The sequence below is a fragment of the Pseudomonas sp. MS19 genome, from assembly GCF_013277615.1.
Classification (GTDB): Bacteria; Pseudomonadota; Gammaproteobacteria; order Pseudomonadales; family Pseudomonadaceae; genus Aquipseudomonas; species Aquipseudomonas marincola.
This window is the reverse complement of the sequence record NZ_VBTO01000016.1, coordinates 237,139-252,700: the sequence shown is the minus strand read 5'-3', so window position 1 is coordinate 252,700 and position 15,562 is coordinate 237,139. Positions and strand designations below refer to the sequence as shown.

Genomic DNA, 15,562 nt, shown 5'->3' with positions numbered 1-15,562 from the left:
GCCCCCGCCTGTTCAGCGCAGCCGTTCTGGCTGCGCTGTTGTAATTTTTACAGCGATTGCGCGTCTGTTAACCTGTCAGCAGTTGTGCGCCTGAACCCGGCTTTTGCTCGGCAAACCCGGGCTGTCCACGGCTTATAATCATTGGCCGTGGCCACACTCAGCGCCCGCACTGACATCCGCACTCTATCTGTAGCAACAGGTTATTGGAGCCCTACATGCAAAACTGGAATGACGTAATTGCCCGCGCCACCAACGGCAATCCGGCCCCTGATCGTAAAGTCACCAAGACTGATGCGCAGTGGCGCGAACAGCTCAGCGAAGAGCAATATCGGGTTGCCCGCCAAGCCGGTACCGAACGTCCGCACAGCTCCGGCATGTGCAGCTTGTTCGAGCCCGGTATTTACAAATGCGTGTGTTGCGACACCGAGTTGTTTGACGGCAGCAGCAAGTTCGAGTCGCACAGTGGCTGGCCATCATTTACCCAGCCGATCAAAGACAACGTAGTGGCCTACAACGGCGACAACAGCCATGGCATGCAGCGCATCGAGGCGGTGTGTAACGTCTGTGACGCCCACCTTGGTCACGTGTTTCCCGACGGCCCACCACCGACCGGCCTGCGCTTCTGCATGAACGCAGTCGCCATGGCCAAGGTCAGCACCGAGTCCTAACGCCGCAGTTGGCGCAACGCAAGCTGCGGTGCGCCGACTGTTCAGGAGTGATGATGAAAGCGATATGGAATGACCAGGTAATTGCTGAATCCAACGCCACTGTGATGGTTGAAGGCAATCATTACTTCCCGCCAGAAGCGCTGGTGCGGGTCTATTTCCAACCCAGCGATCACAACACGCATTGCCCATGGAAGGGGCAGGCTCAGTACTACACATTGCAGGCCGATGGTAAAACAGCGGTCAACGCCGCCTGGTATTACCCCGAGCCTAAAGAGGCTGCCGCTAATATTCGCGGCCACGTTGCCTTCGGCAGTGGTGTGATGGTGAGCGACTGAGACAAAACAGGCAGTCCAAATGTATTACGGGCCACCTTCAAGGTAGCCCGTAATTTTTTGCTTATTGCAAAGTTTGAACCTGCACTGTTAGCAGACGCAGTGCTTAACGGCTCTTGAGATCCAGCAGTTTCTCGGTCATCTGGTCAACTGTGAAGCTGGCCGGACGCTGACGTGGCGGGTAATCCTGGAAGGTCATCAGGAAGTTCTGCACGCGGTGCATCGCCGGGAAGCCGACCACGAATACTTTCTTGTCCCACCACAGGTTGTAGCTGTTGGAGTCGGTGTCGGCGCGCTCGTAAGGGTCACGACGCAGGTTGAAGATCTTCGGCGCACGCAGATCTACGAACGGGTCACGCCATACGTCGAAACGACGGGCGCGCTGCTCGGCGAAAACCACTTTCCAGTCACCGTCACGCACGGCAAGCAGCTTGCCATCATCGCTGAAGTAGTAGAAGTCGGTACGCGGGCTTTTCTCTTCCTTGCCTTCGAGATAAGGCAGCAGGTTGTAGCCGTCCAGGTGCACCTTGAACTGCTTGTCACCCGCCTTGTAACCCGCCAGCAACTTCTCTTTGACGTCGGGTACGCCAGCCGCTGCAAGCAAGGTTGGCACCCAGTCCTGCGCCGAAACGATTTCGTTGGAAATCTTGTTCGCCTTGATTTGCTCTGGCCAGCGGATCATTGCCGGAACGCGGAAACCGCCTTCCCAGTTGGTGTTCTTCTCACCCCGGAACGGAGTAATACCGGCGTCTGGCCACTGGTTGAAGTGCACGCCGTTATCGGTGGTGTAAATCACGATGGTGTTCTTGGCAACGCCCAGATCATCCAGCTTTTTCAGCAGTGTGCCGACCTGATTATCGTGCTCAACCATGCCGTCGTTGTAGAAGCCCTGGCCCGAAAGGCCCTCGGATTCTTTGCGCAGGTGGGTGTAATAGTGCATGCGCGTGGAGTTAAACCAGACAAAGAACGGCTTGTCGGCTTTAACCGCCTTGTCCATGAAGTTGAGCGACGCATTGAGGAACTCGTCGTCAATGGTTTCCATGCGCTTGGTGTTCAGCGGGCCCAGGTCTTCGATCTTGCCGTCGGCCGTGCTGTGAATGATCCCGCGCGGGCGAATGGCTTTATCGATGACCGGGTTCTTGGTCCAGTCCGGATCTTCCGGGCCTTCTTCGGCGTTGAGGTGATACAGGTTGCCGAGGAACTCGTCAAAACCATGGTTGGTTGGCAGGAACTCGTCACGGTCACCCAAGTGGTTCTTGCCGAACTGGCCCGAGGTGTAACCCAGCGGCTTGAGCAACTCGGCCAGTGTCGGGTCTTCTTTTTGAATACCGACTGCCGCGCCCGGCACGCCTACTTTGGTCAGACCGGTGCGCACCGGATGCTGGCCGGTAATAAAGGCCGAACGCCCTGCGGTGCAACTCTGCTCACCGTAATAGTCGGTGAAAATCATGCCTTCGTTGGCGATACGGTCGATGTTCGGGGTTTGGTAACCCATCAGGCCATTGCTGTAGCGGCTGATGTTGGAGATACCAATGTCATCACCCATGATGACCAGAATGTTGGGTTTGTCCGCCGCACTTGCAAACGGCGTGATGCAAACCGAAGCGACTAGCAGCGCCGCCTTGGTAAGCGGCAACAATTGAAACCGAAATCTACTCATGATCAATCCTTTTATTTCTTATTAGGGGCTGCCGCGTCTCTTCAAAACGCCCGGTTGAAAACACTCAAACCAGCAACTTGGCAGTCAATAGTCTTGATTTTCATTGGCGTTGAAGTAGACCTTTTAGCAGCTTCATACGACTTATTAAACCCGTCAGACCCACCATCAACTCCGGCAATAACCGCAGTTGGATCAGCCTGATAACGACCGGATCAGTTCATCTGACCGGTTTCACGCAGCCACGCTTCTGCGCGGCGCATACCCTCCTGCAAAGTAACTTTCGGCTGATAGCCGAGCATTTTCGCCGCCTTCGCACTGGAGATATTTCCCGTGCGGGCGAACATGTACATGATGTCCGGGGTTACCTCATCGTGACGTTTGAGCAGCGTATTGACGCCCCACAATACGCGCGCAAGGCCAACTGCCAGGCACAGCGGTAAGGTTCGCGGTGAACCTTCACGACCGGCCCAACGCCAGTGATGAGTGAAAAATTGTTTGACGGTCACAGGGCCCATGCCGCACAGGTGGAAGATCTGGCCACGGCCCTCGGGCAAGCCACTGGCGAGCATCACGCCATCGAGCAAGTCATCGATATAAACCGGGGTGAAGATACCGTTGCCTTTACCGGGCAGGATCAGCTTACCGGCTTTGCACATTTTGAAGGTTTCACTGACCCACGGGCGTGAACCCGGCCCGTAGACATCGCCCGGCCGAATCACTGTGCACTCGATCTCACCTGCGGCGTGAGCGGCCAATGCCACATGCTCACTGGCACCTTTGGCGACGCCGTAGCGGTAGTCAGAGCCGATCACTACATCGGTTTTCTCATCCGCGTTGTCCGGATACTGCCAACCCAACGCGGCGATCGAGGAGATCTGCACGAAGCGCTTGGCACCGCTGGCGATCGCCACATCGATGCAACTGCGTACGGCTTGCACTGAGACTTCCCGGTACAACTTCCAGGACGCAGCCAAAGACACAACCGCTGCGGTGTTGATGAACAGATCACAGCCTTTGGCATGCTCGGCCCAGCGCTGTGGTTGGGTCAGATCACCCGCCACCACGTTGTGACTGGCATCCGCTGTGATATCCATCCCGCGGACATCAGCGCCCAAGGCTTTGTAGCGCAATAATAAAGAGCGACCAATGAAACCGTTGGCGCCGGTAATAAACACGGAACGGGGAATTTCCGGGGTCTGACCCTGCGCACCGGCAGGCATCTGGGCGGGCGACATAAGCTTTCCTTTCGCGTTGTTGCCATGCAGCCGCTACGGGCCAACAGCAATTATGATTGTGATGATGCGAACACGAAAATGCGCCGCCGAGAGTATCGGCTGGCGCATTGTTACCCGGGCTGATCAGACCGTGTATTCAGCCTGAGCGGGACGGATGTACTTGGCAGGTTGCAAGCCCCGCTCCTTAACCAGATGATCGATCAATTGCATGATGCTGCTGGCATCCATCAGGTTGACGTAGTTGCCATCGGCATCAAAGTTGATATTGGCACCTTGCACGACCATTACGGTGTCAGTCGGCTCGGTATTGTCAGCCGGAACCGAGAAGGTGTGAACCGAACCGCCCGGCTCAAACAGGTAGCTGCCGGCGGTTTGCGGCTGGTTCGGGTATTCAACGTAGTTCCACTTACCGCTCAGGGTGAACAGGTGAACAGTGCCGGTGTGATAGTGGCATGGCAGCGTTACGCCCGGATCAAAGATCACACGAAGTGCCCAGGTACCCGCCGACGGATCCAGAAACAACGGCTGAACGTTGACGCCAGGGAAATGTGGGGCCAAGGCGTTTTCGTAGATGGGGAGTTCCTGAGTATTGAGCGTCAGCAGTTCTTTATGATCAAAAACTGGAATTGGCATTGCCATTATTGTTTTCCTTGTAGTTATCCAATCACGGGTGATTGGGGCTCATACTGCCCCGCGCTGGATGACCACGCTTGACAAAGCGCGCCAGCATTTAGCCAAATGGCGACAGCCTTTTCGCCGAAGCCACTGATCCATGTTTATCGGCAAACACCGCAGCCAAATCGCCAAAATCTGTGCGCAGTCCTGCAAAACCCGTGATTTTTGCCACAATTGCAGGCATTCCCAACACAACGATAATGGCGATGGGTGAGTAACTCATGCATCGTGCGCGGGTTAATACATTAGTGCCTGGCGGTTTACGCACGTTGAGCTTGGGTTGCGCGGTGACTCGGCCGGGACCATTCACGAATCGTCTTTTTAGCGACTAATAACATGTCCGATATTTCACGCGCATCGTCACTTGCCCGCTTTTATGAATTTGCCCAGAGCCAAGGCATAGACCCGTATGAAATATTGAGCGAAGTCGGCTTACCGCGCGATATTGCAGAGCACCCTGAAGAACTTATCTCCTACCGTAAATTCACAGCTACGCTGCAGCTCAGCGCACAGCGCAGCGCTAACCCATTGTTCGGCCTGCAGTACGGTTTGTTTCAAGGGGTTAGCGTTTTTGGCCCGCTGCTCTATCTGATTCGCAATACCAGCAATGTCGGCCAGGCACTGCATGAACTCGCCCACTATTACCACCTGCATTCAAGTGCAGCCCAGGTGGTGATTGAGGTTCACGGCAACCACGCCACCCTGAGTTACACCGCAGAGGAGCAAAGCCTGCCTGGCCAGCGCCAGGCCGCCGAGCTTGCAATGGGTGTAGGTCACCAGCTCATGCGCACGCTGATCGGTAATCGCTGGCAGCCGGAGACGGTGATGTTCCAACATGCGCCAGGGGCTCCGCTGGCCATGTACCGGCGTATGCTCGGCGCTACGCTGCAGTTCAACAGCACCCATAATGCCTGGCTGTTTGACTCGCGTTTCATGAATATTCCGCTTGAGACTGCGGATGCTGAATTGCACAGACTGATGCGTCAGCATGTCGATACACTGGAACGGGTTACGGTCGATCAACTGCCCGATCACGTTCAACGCGTGCTGCGTAATCTGTTGCCCAAAGGCCGGGTCACGGTTGAGCAGGTTGCCGAATACCTGGTACTTAGCCCAAGAAGTTTGCAGCGATACCTCGCCAATGAAGGCACCTCGTTCAAGATCCTGCTCGATGAAACACGTCAGGCCATGGCCCGTCGCTATCTGAGCGAGTCGACCATCAGCTTCACCCAACTGGCCGGGTTGCTCGGTTATTCGGACCTGAGTGCATTCTCGCGGGCCTTCCAGAACTGGTTCGACATGAGCCCGACGCAATGGCAAAAATCCAATCGTCAAGCAGACACGCCGAATTCACCCGAGCAGGACTGAACATGGCGCTGAACAGCTGCGCAGGCCTGCGCAGCTGTTCAGTCGAACACGCGGCGTCAATCCTGACTGACAGCACCAATTTTATGAATTGAAAGGTCTGCGCCGTAGTACTCCTGCTCTTGCGTCAGACGAATGCCGACTGACGCTTTGAGTACGCCGTACACCAGCAAGCCACCGACAAGCGCCACCATGACGCCCAACACCGTGCCCAGCAACTGGCTGACAAGGCTGACGCCGCCCAGCCCGCCCAGCGCTTGCTGGCCAAAAATGCCGCAGGCTACACCGCCCCACACACCGCAGAGCCCGTGCAGCGGCCAAACGCCGAGCACGTCATCAATCTTCCACTTCACCTGCGTCGCGGTGAATGCCCAGACAAACAGCGCGCCCGCCACCGCGCCAGTCGCCAGCGCGCCAATCGGATGCATCAGGTCAGAGCCTGCGCACACCGCGACCAGCCCGGCGAGCGGGCCGTTGTGCAAAAAGCCCGGGTCGTTGCGCCCAACCAGCAGGGAGGCGACTGTGCCCCCGACCATTGCCATTAACGTATTGACCGCCACCAAGCCACTGACGCTGCCCAGCGTTTGTGCGCTCATGACGTTAAAGCCGAACCAGCCGATCACCAGAATCCACGAGCCGAGCGCCAGAAACGGAATGCTCGACGGTGCGAATGCGACCAACCGTCCATCACGATAACGGCCATCGCGGCGCCCGAGCAGCAACACAGCGGCCAAGGCCAACCAACCGCCTACCGCATGCACCACGACCGAGCCTGCGAAATCATGGAACGGGGCGCCAAAGCTTGCTTCCAGCCAGGCCTGGAAACCGAAGTTGCCGTTCCAGATCAACCCTTCGAAGAACGGATAGATAAACGCCACAATCAATACCGTGGCGCAGATCTGCGGCCCGAACTTGGCGCGCTCGGCAATCCCGCCCGAGATAATCGCGGGAATCGCAGCGGCAAAGGTCAGCAGGAAAAAGAACTTCACAAGCCCGTAACCGTGATCAGCCGTTAGCACGCTCGCGGGCTGCAAAAAGGTCACGCCATAGGCCACCCAGTAGCCGATGAAGAAGTACGCCAGCGCCGAAACGGCGAAGTCGGAAATAATTTTCGACAAGGCATTAACTTGGTTTTTTTGTCGGACCGTACCGACTTCAAGAAAAGCGAAGCCGGCATGCATGGCCAGCACCATGACGGCGCCGAGCAGAATAAAGAGGGTATTAGAGCCCTGAATCAGGGTCTCGACAGCACTGTTGATTGTTTCCATCAGCGAAGCAGTCTCCACGACAAAAAGCACCAAAGCGAATCATTCAAGGTAATAAACGCACCACAAAGAAGCGCTTGTGCCGATCTGGCTTTTGCTGCTGCAAGACCCGACGCACCTTAACTGTTCGCCCTGTTTTTTATTTTTTGCTTTTCTCTATAAATATTAATGGCTTATCCATGCCACACGATTTTTCTATGCGCCTGACCAAGCCCCATAAACGGGCAACCCTGGAAAACTGCGCACCAGCTTAAAGCAATTCCTGTACCAGCCATTGCGTAACCCAGGCTTATAACTAAGCTGAACCCTCAGGCCGATAAACACTCATATGCATGTACACTGTTATTAACCCAAGGAGTTACGCCATGCCTCGCAAATCATCTTCAAACGCTGGCCAGGACGAACTGCTACAAGAATTTCAGGCACTCGTTAAAGACACGGAAAAGCTGCTTCAGCAATCCGCCGATCTCACGGGTGATAAAGCCGAAGACCTGCGCACCCAGATTCATCAAAGCCTCAGCCGCGCACGTGCCACCATGCACAACGCCGAAGCTTCTGTGCGTGAGCGCAGCAAAGCCGCAGTTGACGCGACCGAGAGCTATGTACAAACCCACCCTTGGCAATCAATGGGAATCGCAGCAGGCGTTGGCATGTTGCTGGGCATGTTGATTACCAAGCGTTAACGAGACCACGACATGGATGAAACACCGCACGCCTCCAGCAGCCGCGCCAACACGCCACAACGTATTGGCGCCGCCCTGATTGGGCTGTTGCAAGGACACATCGAGCTTTTCGGTGAAGAACTCAAGGACCTGCACAAGCACTCACTGCAATTGCTGGTACTCACCAGCTGCTGTGTGGTGTTTGCCTTACTGCTGGTTCTTGGGTTGTCTGCTGCCCTGCTTATTTATTACTGGGACAGCTATCGCCTCACGGTGATCTTCAGCCTGTGCGGTTTTTATGCCTGTGCGTTGCTTGCCAGCGTGTTGGTTCTGACCTCACGCATACGCAATGCCTCTGCCCCATTCAGCGCCAGCCTTGAAGAGTTGGCCCGTGACCGCGAGCAATTGCTGCCATGAATCCAGCCAACCTGCCTGTTAAGGCCAGCAAAAGTGAACTGCGCAAGGCCATGCTGCGCATGCGCATGGAACTGCATCGTCAGGAACTGCGTCATGAGGCGTTGGTGTTAATGCAACCCCTGCGCAACGCGCAAAATGTCGGCCAATACTTGGGCACCAGCAATGCGCCGTTATGGATTGCCGGTGGCGCGGTATTGATGACGACCTTTCTCGGCAAAAACAGTAACTGGCGCCGCTGGCTGAGAATTGCTCTGGTTGCCTTTCCGCTACTCAGGCGCCGCCCACCTCGCCCGCCTCACCCAACAATGAGCCCGGTGCCAACGACTGAGAATGGCAACGATCTTGCTAGCTGATTGTATTGGCGTGGTCATTTGCCACGCCGTACCGCCTAACAGCTAAGGATCTACCGTGCTCGACGGTCAACCGATCGCCGTCTTTCAACCGTTCATTGATACCGCCACCGGACGCATTGCCGGCGTTGAAGCGCTCGCACGTCTGCGCGGCGACAACGGCGTTCTGCATTCCGCCGGCCCACTGTTCAGTGATCCGAAAACACCCAGCAGCGCGTTGCGCCGGCTCGACCGGGAAATCCGTGGTCAGGCGTTGCAGCAATTCCAGCAGGCACCTGCCGACTGGTTTCTCAGCCTGAATATTTCCCCGCGCTGGATCACCCGCCTGCGCGCCGAACAACCGCTGCCCAGTCTCAAGCAACTGCAACTCAGCGAAGTTGACGCAAGCCGTGTGGTGTTTGAAATCACCGAGCTCAGCGGCACCAGTTCGCGCCTGAAAAAAGCCGTGAAGCAATATCGCGAAGCCGGTGCGCGCGTGGCAATCGACGACTTTGGCGCGGGCTACTCGCAGCTCGACCGCGTTCTGGCCTTGCAGCCCGACATCCTCAAGCTGGACATGCAACTGTTCCAGGATGCCGCACGCGGTGGCCCAAGCAGTGAGGTGGTTCGTGCGCTGGCTAAAATGGCCGAGAAAACCGGTTGCTGGATAATTGCCGAGGGCGTTGAAACCGAAGCGCAACTGCATTTTGCTCTCGAATGCGGAGCCCGCTATGTGCAGGGTTTCTTGTTCGCCAAACCCTCGCCCACGTTTCACTCAAGCGATGCCTTTGTTGAGCACTTTGCCCAACTGCGCGACCGCTACGTTGCGCAAAAGCTCAACGAGCGACTGACGCAAATCGATCAGCGCAAACACATGCAAGCCCTGCTCAATAGCCTCGCGGCCTGGCCGCTGAATAAACCGCCACCGGCTCTGCCCGCTACCGACAGATACCCTTGGCTGATTCGCATCTATCAATGTGACGCGAACGGCAATCAAGTCACCGCCAATTATCAGCGCCACGCAGACACATGGCTGGAAGACAGCCGCTATCTTGGCCACAACTGGTCGTGGCGGCCTTACTTTCACCAGTTGGTCAGCGAGGGCCGTGAAGAGTCGCGCATGATTTGCTCAGGAACCTACCGCGATGCCACCAGTAACCTGTATTGCCTAACGGCAGGGCAATTCATCAATGACGGCCAGCATTTGCTGCTGATGGATATCGACGCGAGTGGTTTCTAGGCGAACCTCGCACAGAAAAATGAGTCTACACGCAGCACAACCACCGCACGGTTGCCGCGCATATCCACGCTCCAGATCGCTCACCCCTCTTGCGGACACGCGCTGGAACACCGAAGCTAGCAGCTGATTGATGCTGACTGCGGGCATTGGCACGCGCTCAATATGCTTTGCAACCGATTAAAGCCACTGAATGGCGAGGATTAGCCTTGGATTGGCAAACACTGCTCACCCGCGAACGACTCGGTAAACCGACCCACAGCAACGATGAACTCGGCCGTAGCCCTTTCCACAAGGATCACGACCGAATTATCTTTTCCGGTGCATTTCGCCGCCTCGGCCGCAAAACTCAAGTGCACCCGGTTTCCAGTAACGACCATATCCATACGCGCCTCACTCACTCGCTGGAGGTCAGTTGCGTCGGCCGCTCACTCGGCATGCGCGTGGGCGAAATGATTCGCGAATCCTTGCCGCAATGGTGCGAGCCCAGCGACTTGGGCATGGTGGTGCAATCGGCTTGCCTGGCGCACGACATTGGCAACCCACCGTTCGGTCACTCCGGTGAAGATGCTATTCGTCACTGGTTCCAGCAAGCGGCCGGGCGCGGCTGGCTGGACGACATGAGCGACAGCGAGCGCGGCGATTTCCTCAATTTCGAAGGCAACGCGCAAGGCTTTCGCGTGCTGACCCAGCTCGAATACCACCAATTCGACGGCGGCACCCGGCTCACCTACGCAACCCTTGGCACTTATCTCAAGTACCCGTGGACGGCGCGTCATGCGGAGGCGCACGGCTACAAGAAGCACAAGTTCGGTTGCTACCAGAGCGAATTGCCGCTGCTGGAAAACATCGCGCAAAAACTCGGCTTGGCAAAAATTGAAGACCAACGCTGGGGACGGCATCCGCTGGTTTACCTGATGGAAGCAGCGGACGACATCTGCTATGGCCTGATTGATCTGGAAGATGGTCTGGAGATGGAGCTGCTCGAGTACGGCGAAGTTGAAGCGCTGCTCCTCGACCTGGTGGGCGATGATTTGCCGCAAACCTATCGCCAGCTCGGCCCGCAAGACTCAAGAAGACGCAAGCTGGCAATCCTGCGCGGTAAAGCCATCGAACACCTGACCAACGCGGCGGCCAATGCGTTTGTCGATCAGCAGCGGGCCCTGCTCAGCGGCCACCTCACAGGGGATCTTGTCGAGCACATGCATGGCCCGGCGAAGCGCTGCGTGCAGCGGGCGAAAGCCATGGCACGTGAGAAAATATTTCAGGACAAGCGCAAGACGCTGCACGAAATTGGCGCCTATACCACGCTGGAAATCTTGCTTAATGCATTTTGCGGTGCTGCACTGGAACAACATGGAGGTCGCGCACCGTCGTTCAAGCACCGACGTATTCTCGACTTGTTAGGCAACAATGCACCCGACCCGCACGGACCGCTGTATGACTCGTTTCTCCGCATGATTGATTTCATCGCCGGCATGACCGACAGCTATGCAACCGAGATGGCCCGTGAAATGACAGGACGTTCAAGCCCGGTATAAATGATGAAAGCAGCGTTGCAAAAAGTACTCGGCTGGCACGCTGGCCCACCCGCGTGGGGCCCCGCAATCATTGCGGGCCTGGGCTGCGGATTGCCACTTCTGCTTGGGCTGTTCAGTGCGCATCCGGGTTTTCTCTGGGCAGCGCTAGGCGCATTCCAGGCTTCACAGGTCAATCCGATTCACCGGCTGGGCATGTTACGCATGCTGCTGTTGATCAGCCTCGGGGCGTGGAGTGCAGGGCTGGGCTTGTGGGCGGCCGCAGACCCGGTTCTCAGCCTTTGCCTGTTCAGTGTTTTTGGTTTTTTGCTGGCCTGGCTGCAACGCTTTGGCACCGAAACCGGCAAGCTGGGCATCAGCCTGACCATCTGCCTGTGCATGGGCCAGGGCCAATATGGCCTGAGCAGCCTGAGCAACCCCTATGCCGTGGGCATGTTGTTCATTCTGGGTGGTTTGTGGGTGATGCTGTTGGCGTTCGGCCAACGCGGCCTGCACGGCATGCGGATGTGGCCCTATATGCCGCGCTTCATCAGCATTCTCAAAGTGCTGTGGCGCAATGCCAAGCGCCAATCCGAATACCGCTGGCGCCTGCATGCACTGGCCTGCACCCTGGCTTTTGGTCTCGCTGGCCTGAGCGTGAACCTGACTGGCATCAGCCACGGGCACTGGATGACACTCGCCGTTCTTGGCACCCTGCCATTGAACTGGGCGACCGGTTTGCTCAACACCCTGCGCCCGCATTTCGTCACCCTGTGCACCGCGATCCTGATTTTCCTTTTTGGCTACAGCCTGCACAACCCCGCGATCATGGTCGCCTCTGTGCTGCCCTTGATTGTATTCTGCCGGGCCCTGCAAGCCCATGAATATGGGGCGTATGTACTGCAGATAGCCGTGTGCTTCTTGCTGCTGGCCGAGAGCCTGTCACGCGACTGGCAAATAGCCCCAACGCGACTCCTGAACAGCACCATTGGTGTGGTTATTTCCGTGGTGATTACCCTGCTCATATACGCCTGCGCGCACTGGCTGAGAGGTCGCAACACCCAAACAGGCTCCTATAAGACTAAATAACACTTTGTGGTGATACGAAATCTTTCATAATTGCAAACAGCCACTATGCTGATTGCATGATTTCGCACCACTCAGGGAGTTATGGGCCATGCCCGATGCAACAAGGAATGCGCGCTACAGGTTTCCCCTTCATGTGCACATCAGTGTGTTATTCACCCTCTTACTCCTCAGCACCGGAATAGTTCTGGGGATCTACAACTACTACCAGACCAGCAAGATAATTCTCAGCAACAGTGATGAGATGTTTGGACTGGTCAGCAATCAGGTGAATGCCGACCTCGATCACACCTACCGGCCAATCCGCAACCTTGTCGGCATGCTCGCGCTGGACATGCGCAACAAGGGCAAAGACCATCAAGAGCGCATGTCGCTGCTCCCAGTATTTGCCAAAGCGCTGCACGATAATCCAAAGCTGGCTTCGCTGTATCTCGGTTACGGTAATGGCGATTTTTTCATGGTTCGGCCGCTGCGAACCGATGCGCTTAAAGAGCGTTTTGATGCGCCAGCCGAAGCGGTTTATCAAGTCTGGAGCATCAACCGGATCAACTCAGGCACAGCGGTTTCAGAATACCTGTTCTATAACGAAAAACTTGAGCAGTTGGGCACTCGGCAAAACCTCAAAGAAGCCTACAACCCAATTTCACGGCCGTGGTACAGCCATGCGCTGAACATCACAGGCCAGTACACCACGGCGCCGTATCTGTTTTTCTCCACTGGGGACGTCGGTATCACGGTTGCTCAGCACGCCGCCGATAACATCGTTATCAGTGCAGACATAACCCTTGCCAGCCTCTCGGCTACGCTGGCCTCACATAAGATCACGCCCTCCACTCAGGCGGTTATGTACAGCCCGGACGGGCTGGTGGTGGCTTATCCGGATGTCAGTCGTCTGACAAACCCTCAAGACCCGACCCAACTCACGCCCATTGCCAATCTGGCGCCGGTGCTCGCTGACTTCCAGAAAATGAAACTGGATAAAGACTTTGTCGGCGCCATGGAAATCAAGGGCCGACGCTGGCAAGTCGCCTATCGCACGCTGCCAGCGGCCGGGCCGAACGGGCTGCGGCTGGCATTGCTGGCACCCGAAGATGAACTGCTCGCCGATGCTTATCGGATTCGCTGGCAAGGCGCCGTGCTGACGATTGCAATTCTGCTGCTGTGCATCCCGATTGGCTGGCTGATGTCGCGCGTACTGGTGCGTCCGCTCAATGGTCTGGTCAATGAAGCCGAAGCGATTCGCCGGTTCAATTTCAGTCACCCGTCAAGCGGTCGCTCGCCGGTACTGGAAGTGGACGAACTGGCGGTGTCGATGGGCCGCATGAAGGACACCATCTTCAGTTTCCTCGAGATTACCGCCAGCCTCTCTGCCGAAACCCGTTTCGACAAACTGCTGGAGCGCGTGCTTCAGGAAACGGTCGGTATCAGTCAGGCCCATGGCGGCGTCCTCTATCTGACCAATGCCGATGGCAGCAGCCTGCTGCCTTACGGAGTATTTCTCAACGGTCAGAAACAAGACGTCAATGAGCACCATATGCCGAGCTACAGCATGGACGGCGAGAACATGCCGACCTGGCTCAAAGAACCGGCGCTTGGCGGCAAAAGCAGCGCGGTGTCTATCGGCTTCGATCAGGCGGGCGAGTTCAAGGATCTGCTCACCACCCTCGAGACGCCACGCGCACAAATGGTCGTCACCGGCCTGCACAATCGACAGGGTGCCACGGTCGGCACATTGCTTCTGCTGCACCGTGAAGATGGCATCAGCGCAGACCCGAATATTTTAAGCCCGGCGCGCGTCGCATTCGTCGAAGCTGTCTCCGGGGTGGCGGCGTTGTGCATCGAAAGTCAGCGCCTGCTTGAGCGGCAAAAGAATCTGCTCGACTCATTCATTCAGCTGATGGCCGGCGCAATTGACGCCAAGAGCCCCTACACCGGCGGCCACTGTCAGCGCGTACCGGAAATAACTCTGATGCTCGCGCGCGCCGCAGCGCAAAGCGATGCGCCGCCCTTCAAGGACTACAACCCAACAGACGAAGAGTGGGAAGCCCTGCACATCGGCGCCTGGCTGCATGATTGCGGCAAAGTCACAACACCTGAATACGTCGTCGATAAAGCCACCAAACTTGAGACTTTGTACGACCGCATTCATGAGGTGCGTTGTCGGTTCGAAATTCTCAAGCGCGATGCCTGGATCAGTTATTGGCAAAACTGCGCGCAAGGGGGTGATGCCACGAGCCTTGCCAGCACCCGGGATGCCTTGCTTGCTGAACTCGATGAAGAGTTCGCCTTTGTCGCCAAGAGTAACCTCGGCGGCGAAGCAATGGCGGATGAAGACATCGCACGGCTCCGGCAGATTGGCCAACGCACCTGGCTGCGAACCCTGGATGACCGGCTTGGGGTTTCGTGGGAAGAGTCAAAACGCCAGGAGCGCAGCCCGCCACCGACCTTGCCGGTACTTGAGCCATTACTCGCGGACAAACCCGAGCACTTGTTCGAACGTCCAGCCAGCGAGCTAATCGAGGAAGACAACCGCTGGGGCTTTCGCCTTGATGTTCCGGCTTACAAATTCAACCGCGGTGAGTTGCATAACCTGGGGGTGACTCGCGGCACGCTGACGGCGGAAGAGCGTTACATCATCAACCACCACATCGTGCAGACCATCATCATGCTCGACCATCTGCCCTTCCCGCCACACCTGCAAAACGTCGCGGAAATTGCCGGCGGTCACCACGAGAAAATGGACGGCACGGGATACCCGAAACGCCTGAGCAAAGAGCAGATGAGCCTGCCTGCCCGGATGATGGCCATCGCCGATATTTTTGAGGCACTGACAGCAGTCGACCGGCCTTACAAGAAAGGCAAGTTGCTGTCGGAGTCTTTGAATATCATGGCCGGCATGTGCCGGGGTGCGCACATCGACACGGATCTGTTCGGTTTGTTTATCAGCAGCAGAGTTTACCGGCGTTATGCCGAACGCTTCATGCAGCCAGAGCAAATCGATACGGTAGATGAGTCGGCACTGTTGGCCAAGGCGGGATTCAGCGTGGAGTCATAAGTGGCTTGGGCTATGCTGGCAGGCAGCGATTACAGCCCACACAACCCGGCATTGCGCCG

General features: G+C 56.8%; 15 protein-coding genes. 10 read left to right on the top strand and 5 right to left on the bottom strand.

Annotated elements, in window-relative coordinates:
• Positions 1-215 precede the first annotated feature (215 nt).
• Both msrB and FEZ62_RS18100 read left to right on the top strand, forming a co-directional pair.
• The gene (gene msrB / locus FEZ62_RS18105) at positions 216-668 is read left to right on the top strand and encodes a peptide-methionine (R)-S-oxide reductase MsrB (RefSeq protein WP_069898963.1); all 453 of its coding nucleotides are present in this window, start codon (positions 216-218) and stop codon (positions 666-668) included.
• A gap of 53 nt (positions 669-721) precedes the next feature.
• Positions 722-1,003, top strand: coding sequence for a DUF427 domain-containing protein (locus FEZ62_RS18100; protein WP_172929322.1), 282 nt, complete (start codon positions 722-724; stop codon positions 1,001-1,003).
• Between the two features lie 103 nt (positions 1,004-1,106).
• Here the strand turns inward: FEZ62_RS18100 and FEZ62_RS18095 are convergent, their stop codons facing one another.
• From FEZ62_RS18095 to FEZ62_RS18080, 4 genes are all read right to left on the bottom strand, one after another.
• Positions 1,107-2,660 carry an arylsulfatase gene (locus tag FEZ62_RS18095; RefSeq protein WP_172929321.1) on the bottom strand — a complete coding sequence of 518 codons (1,554 nt, stop codon included), beginning with the start codon at positions 2,658-2,660 and terminating at the stop codon, positions 1,107-1,109.
• 212 nt (positions 2,661-2,872) lie between these two features.
• Complete coding sequence (locus FEZ62_RS18090; protein ID WP_172929320.1) at positions 2,873-3,895, bottom strand: NAD(P)-dependent oxidoreductase; 1,023 nt, start codon at positions 3,893-3,895, stop codon at positions 2,873-2,875.
• Between the two features lie 123 nt (positions 3,896-4,018).
• Positions 4,019-4,534 carry a 2,4'-dihydroxyacetophenone dioxygenase family protein gene (locus tag FEZ62_RS18085; RefSeq protein ID WP_172929319.1) on the bottom strand — a complete coding sequence of 172 codons (516 nt, stop codon included), beginning with the start codon at positions 4,532-4,534 and terminating at the stop codon, positions 4,019-4,021.
• A 91-nt stretch (positions 4,535-4,625) separates the two neighbouring features.
• On the bottom strand, positions 4,626-4,793 hold the full coding sequence (locus tag FEZ62_RS18080; RefSeq protein ID WP_172929318.1) for a hypothetical protein: 168 nt from the start codon (positions 4,791-4,793) through the stop codon (positions 4,626-4,628).
• 113 nt (positions 4,794-4,906) lie between these two features.
• Here FEZ62_RS18080 and FEZ62_RS18075 point away from each other — a divergent pair, with 113 nt between their 5' ends.
• On the top strand, positions 4,907-5,938 hold the full coding sequence (locus FEZ62_RS18075) for an AraC family transcriptional regulator (RefSeq protein WP_150549541.1): 1,032 nt from the start codon (positions 4,907-4,909) through the stop codon (positions 5,936-5,938).
• Positions 5,939-5,994: 56 nt separating this feature from the next.
• Here FEZ62_RS18075 and FEZ62_RS18070 read toward each other — a convergent pair whose 3' ends face one another.
• Positions 5,995-7,203: an ammonium transporter gene (locus tag FEZ62_RS18070; RefSeq protein ID WP_172929317.1), complete on the bottom strand. Its 1,209-nt coding sequence runs from the start codon at positions 7,201-7,203 to the stop codon at positions 5,995-5,997.
• Between the two features lie 362 nt (positions 7,204-7,565).
• Between FEZ62_RS18070 and FEZ62_RS18065 the strand changes: the two genes are divergently transcribed.
• The 7 genes from FEZ62_RS18065 (at position 7,566) to FEZ62_RS18035 (ending at position 15,503) form a co-directional block, all read left to right on the top strand.
• A complete protein-coding gene (locus tag FEZ62_RS18065; RefSeq protein WP_069898973.1) occupies positions 7,566-7,883 on the top strand; it encodes a YqjD family protein in 318 nt (105 codons plus the stop codon).
• A gap of 12 nt (positions 7,884-7,895) precedes the next feature.
• Positions 7,896-8,279 carry a phage holin family protein gene (locus FEZ62_RS18060; protein ID WP_069898975.1) on the top strand — a complete coding sequence of 128 codons (384 nt, stop codon included), beginning with the start codon at positions 7,896-7,898 and terminating at the stop codon, positions 8,277-8,279.
• Complete coding sequence (locus FEZ62_RS18055; RefSeq protein WP_239655485.1) at positions 8,276-8,632, top strand: hypothetical protein; 357 nt, start codon at positions 8,276-8,278, stop codon at positions 8,630-8,632. The genes FEZ62_RS18060 and FEZ62_RS18055 overlap by 4 nt, the downstream gene beginning before the upstream one ends.
• Before the next feature lie 55 nt (positions 8,633-8,687).
• The gene (locus FEZ62_RS18050; protein WP_172929316.1) at positions 8,688-9,848 is read left to right on the top strand and encodes an EAL domain-containing protein; all 1,161 of its coding nucleotides are present in this window, start codon (positions 8,688-8,690) and stop codon (positions 9,846-9,848) included.
• Positions 9,849-10,054: 206 nt separating this feature from the next.
• The gene (locus tag FEZ62_RS18045) at positions 10,055-11,386 is read left to right on the top strand and encodes a deoxyguanosinetriphosphate triphosphohydrolase (protein WP_069898981.1); all 1,332 of its coding nucleotides are present in this window, start codon (positions 10,055-10,057) and stop codon (positions 11,384-11,386) included.
• Positions 11,387-11,389: 3 nt separating this feature from the next.
• Entirely contained in the window at positions 11,390-12,451 is a 1,062-nt protein-coding gene (locus FEZ62_RS18040) for an FUSC family protein (protein WP_172929315.1), read from the top strand.
• Between the two features lie 88 nt (positions 12,452-12,539).
• On the top strand, positions 12,540-15,503 hold the full coding sequence (locus tag FEZ62_RS18035) for an HD domain-containing phosphohydrolase (RefSeq protein WP_172929314.1): 2,964 nt from the start codon (positions 12,540-12,542) through the stop codon (positions 15,501-15,503).
• The last annotated feature ends 59 nt before the right edge of the window (positions 15,504-15,562 follow it).

Bases quoted from the DNA above. Each gene is read 5' to 3' on its own strand.
- FEZ62_RS18090 (WP_172929320.1), bottom strand. From the start codon at position 3,895: ATGTCGCCCGCCCAGATGCCTGCCGGTGCGCAGGGTCAGACCCCGGAA.
- FEZ62_RS18060 (WP_069898975.1), top strand. From the start codon at position 7,896: ATGGATGAAACACCGCACGCCTCCAGCAGCCGCGCCAACACGCCACAA.
- FEZ62_RS18075 (WP_150549541.1), top strand. From the start codon at position 4,907: ATGTCCGATATTTCACGCGCATCGTCACTTGCCCGCTTTTATGAATTT.
- FEZ62_RS18100 (WP_172929322.1), top strand. From the start codon at position 722: ATGAAAGCGATATGGAATGACCAGGTAATTGCTGAATCCAACGCCACT.
- FEZ62_RS18095 (WP_172929321.1), bottom strand. From the start codon at position 2,660: ATGAGTAGATTTCGGTTTCAATTGTTGCCGCTTACCAAGGCGGCGCTG.
- FEZ62_RS18035 (WP_172929314.1), top strand. From the start codon at position 12,540: ATGCCCGATGCAACAAGGAATGCGCGCTACAGGTTTCCCCTTCATGTG.
- FEZ62_RS18065 (WP_069898973.1), top strand. From the start codon at position 7,566: ATGCCTCGCAAATCATCTTCAAACGCTGGCCAGGACGAACTGCTACAA.
- FEZ62_RS18070 (WP_172929317.1), bottom strand. From the start codon at position 7,203: ATGGAAACAATCAACAGTGCTGTCGAGACCCTGATTCAGGGCTCTAAT.
- FEZ62_RS18040 (WP_172929315.1), top strand. From the start codon at position 11,390: ATGAAAGCAGCGTTGCAAAAAGTACTCGGCTGGCACGCTGGCCCACCC.
- FEZ62_RS18080 (WP_172929318.1), bottom strand. From the start codon at position 4,793: ATGAGTTACTCACCCATCGCCATTATCGTTGTGTTGGGAATGCCTGCA.
- msrB (WP_069898963.1), top strand. From the start codon at position 216: ATGCAAAACTGGAATGACGTAATTGCCCGCGCCACCAACGGCAATCCG.
- FEZ62_RS18085 (WP_172929319.1), bottom strand. From the start codon at position 4,534: ATGGCAATGCCAATTCCAGTTTTTGATCATAAAGAACTGCTGACGCTC.
- FEZ62_RS18055 (WP_239655485.1), top strand. From the start codon at position 8,276: ATGAATCCAGCCAACCTGCCTGTTAAGGCCAGCAAAAGTGAACTGCGC.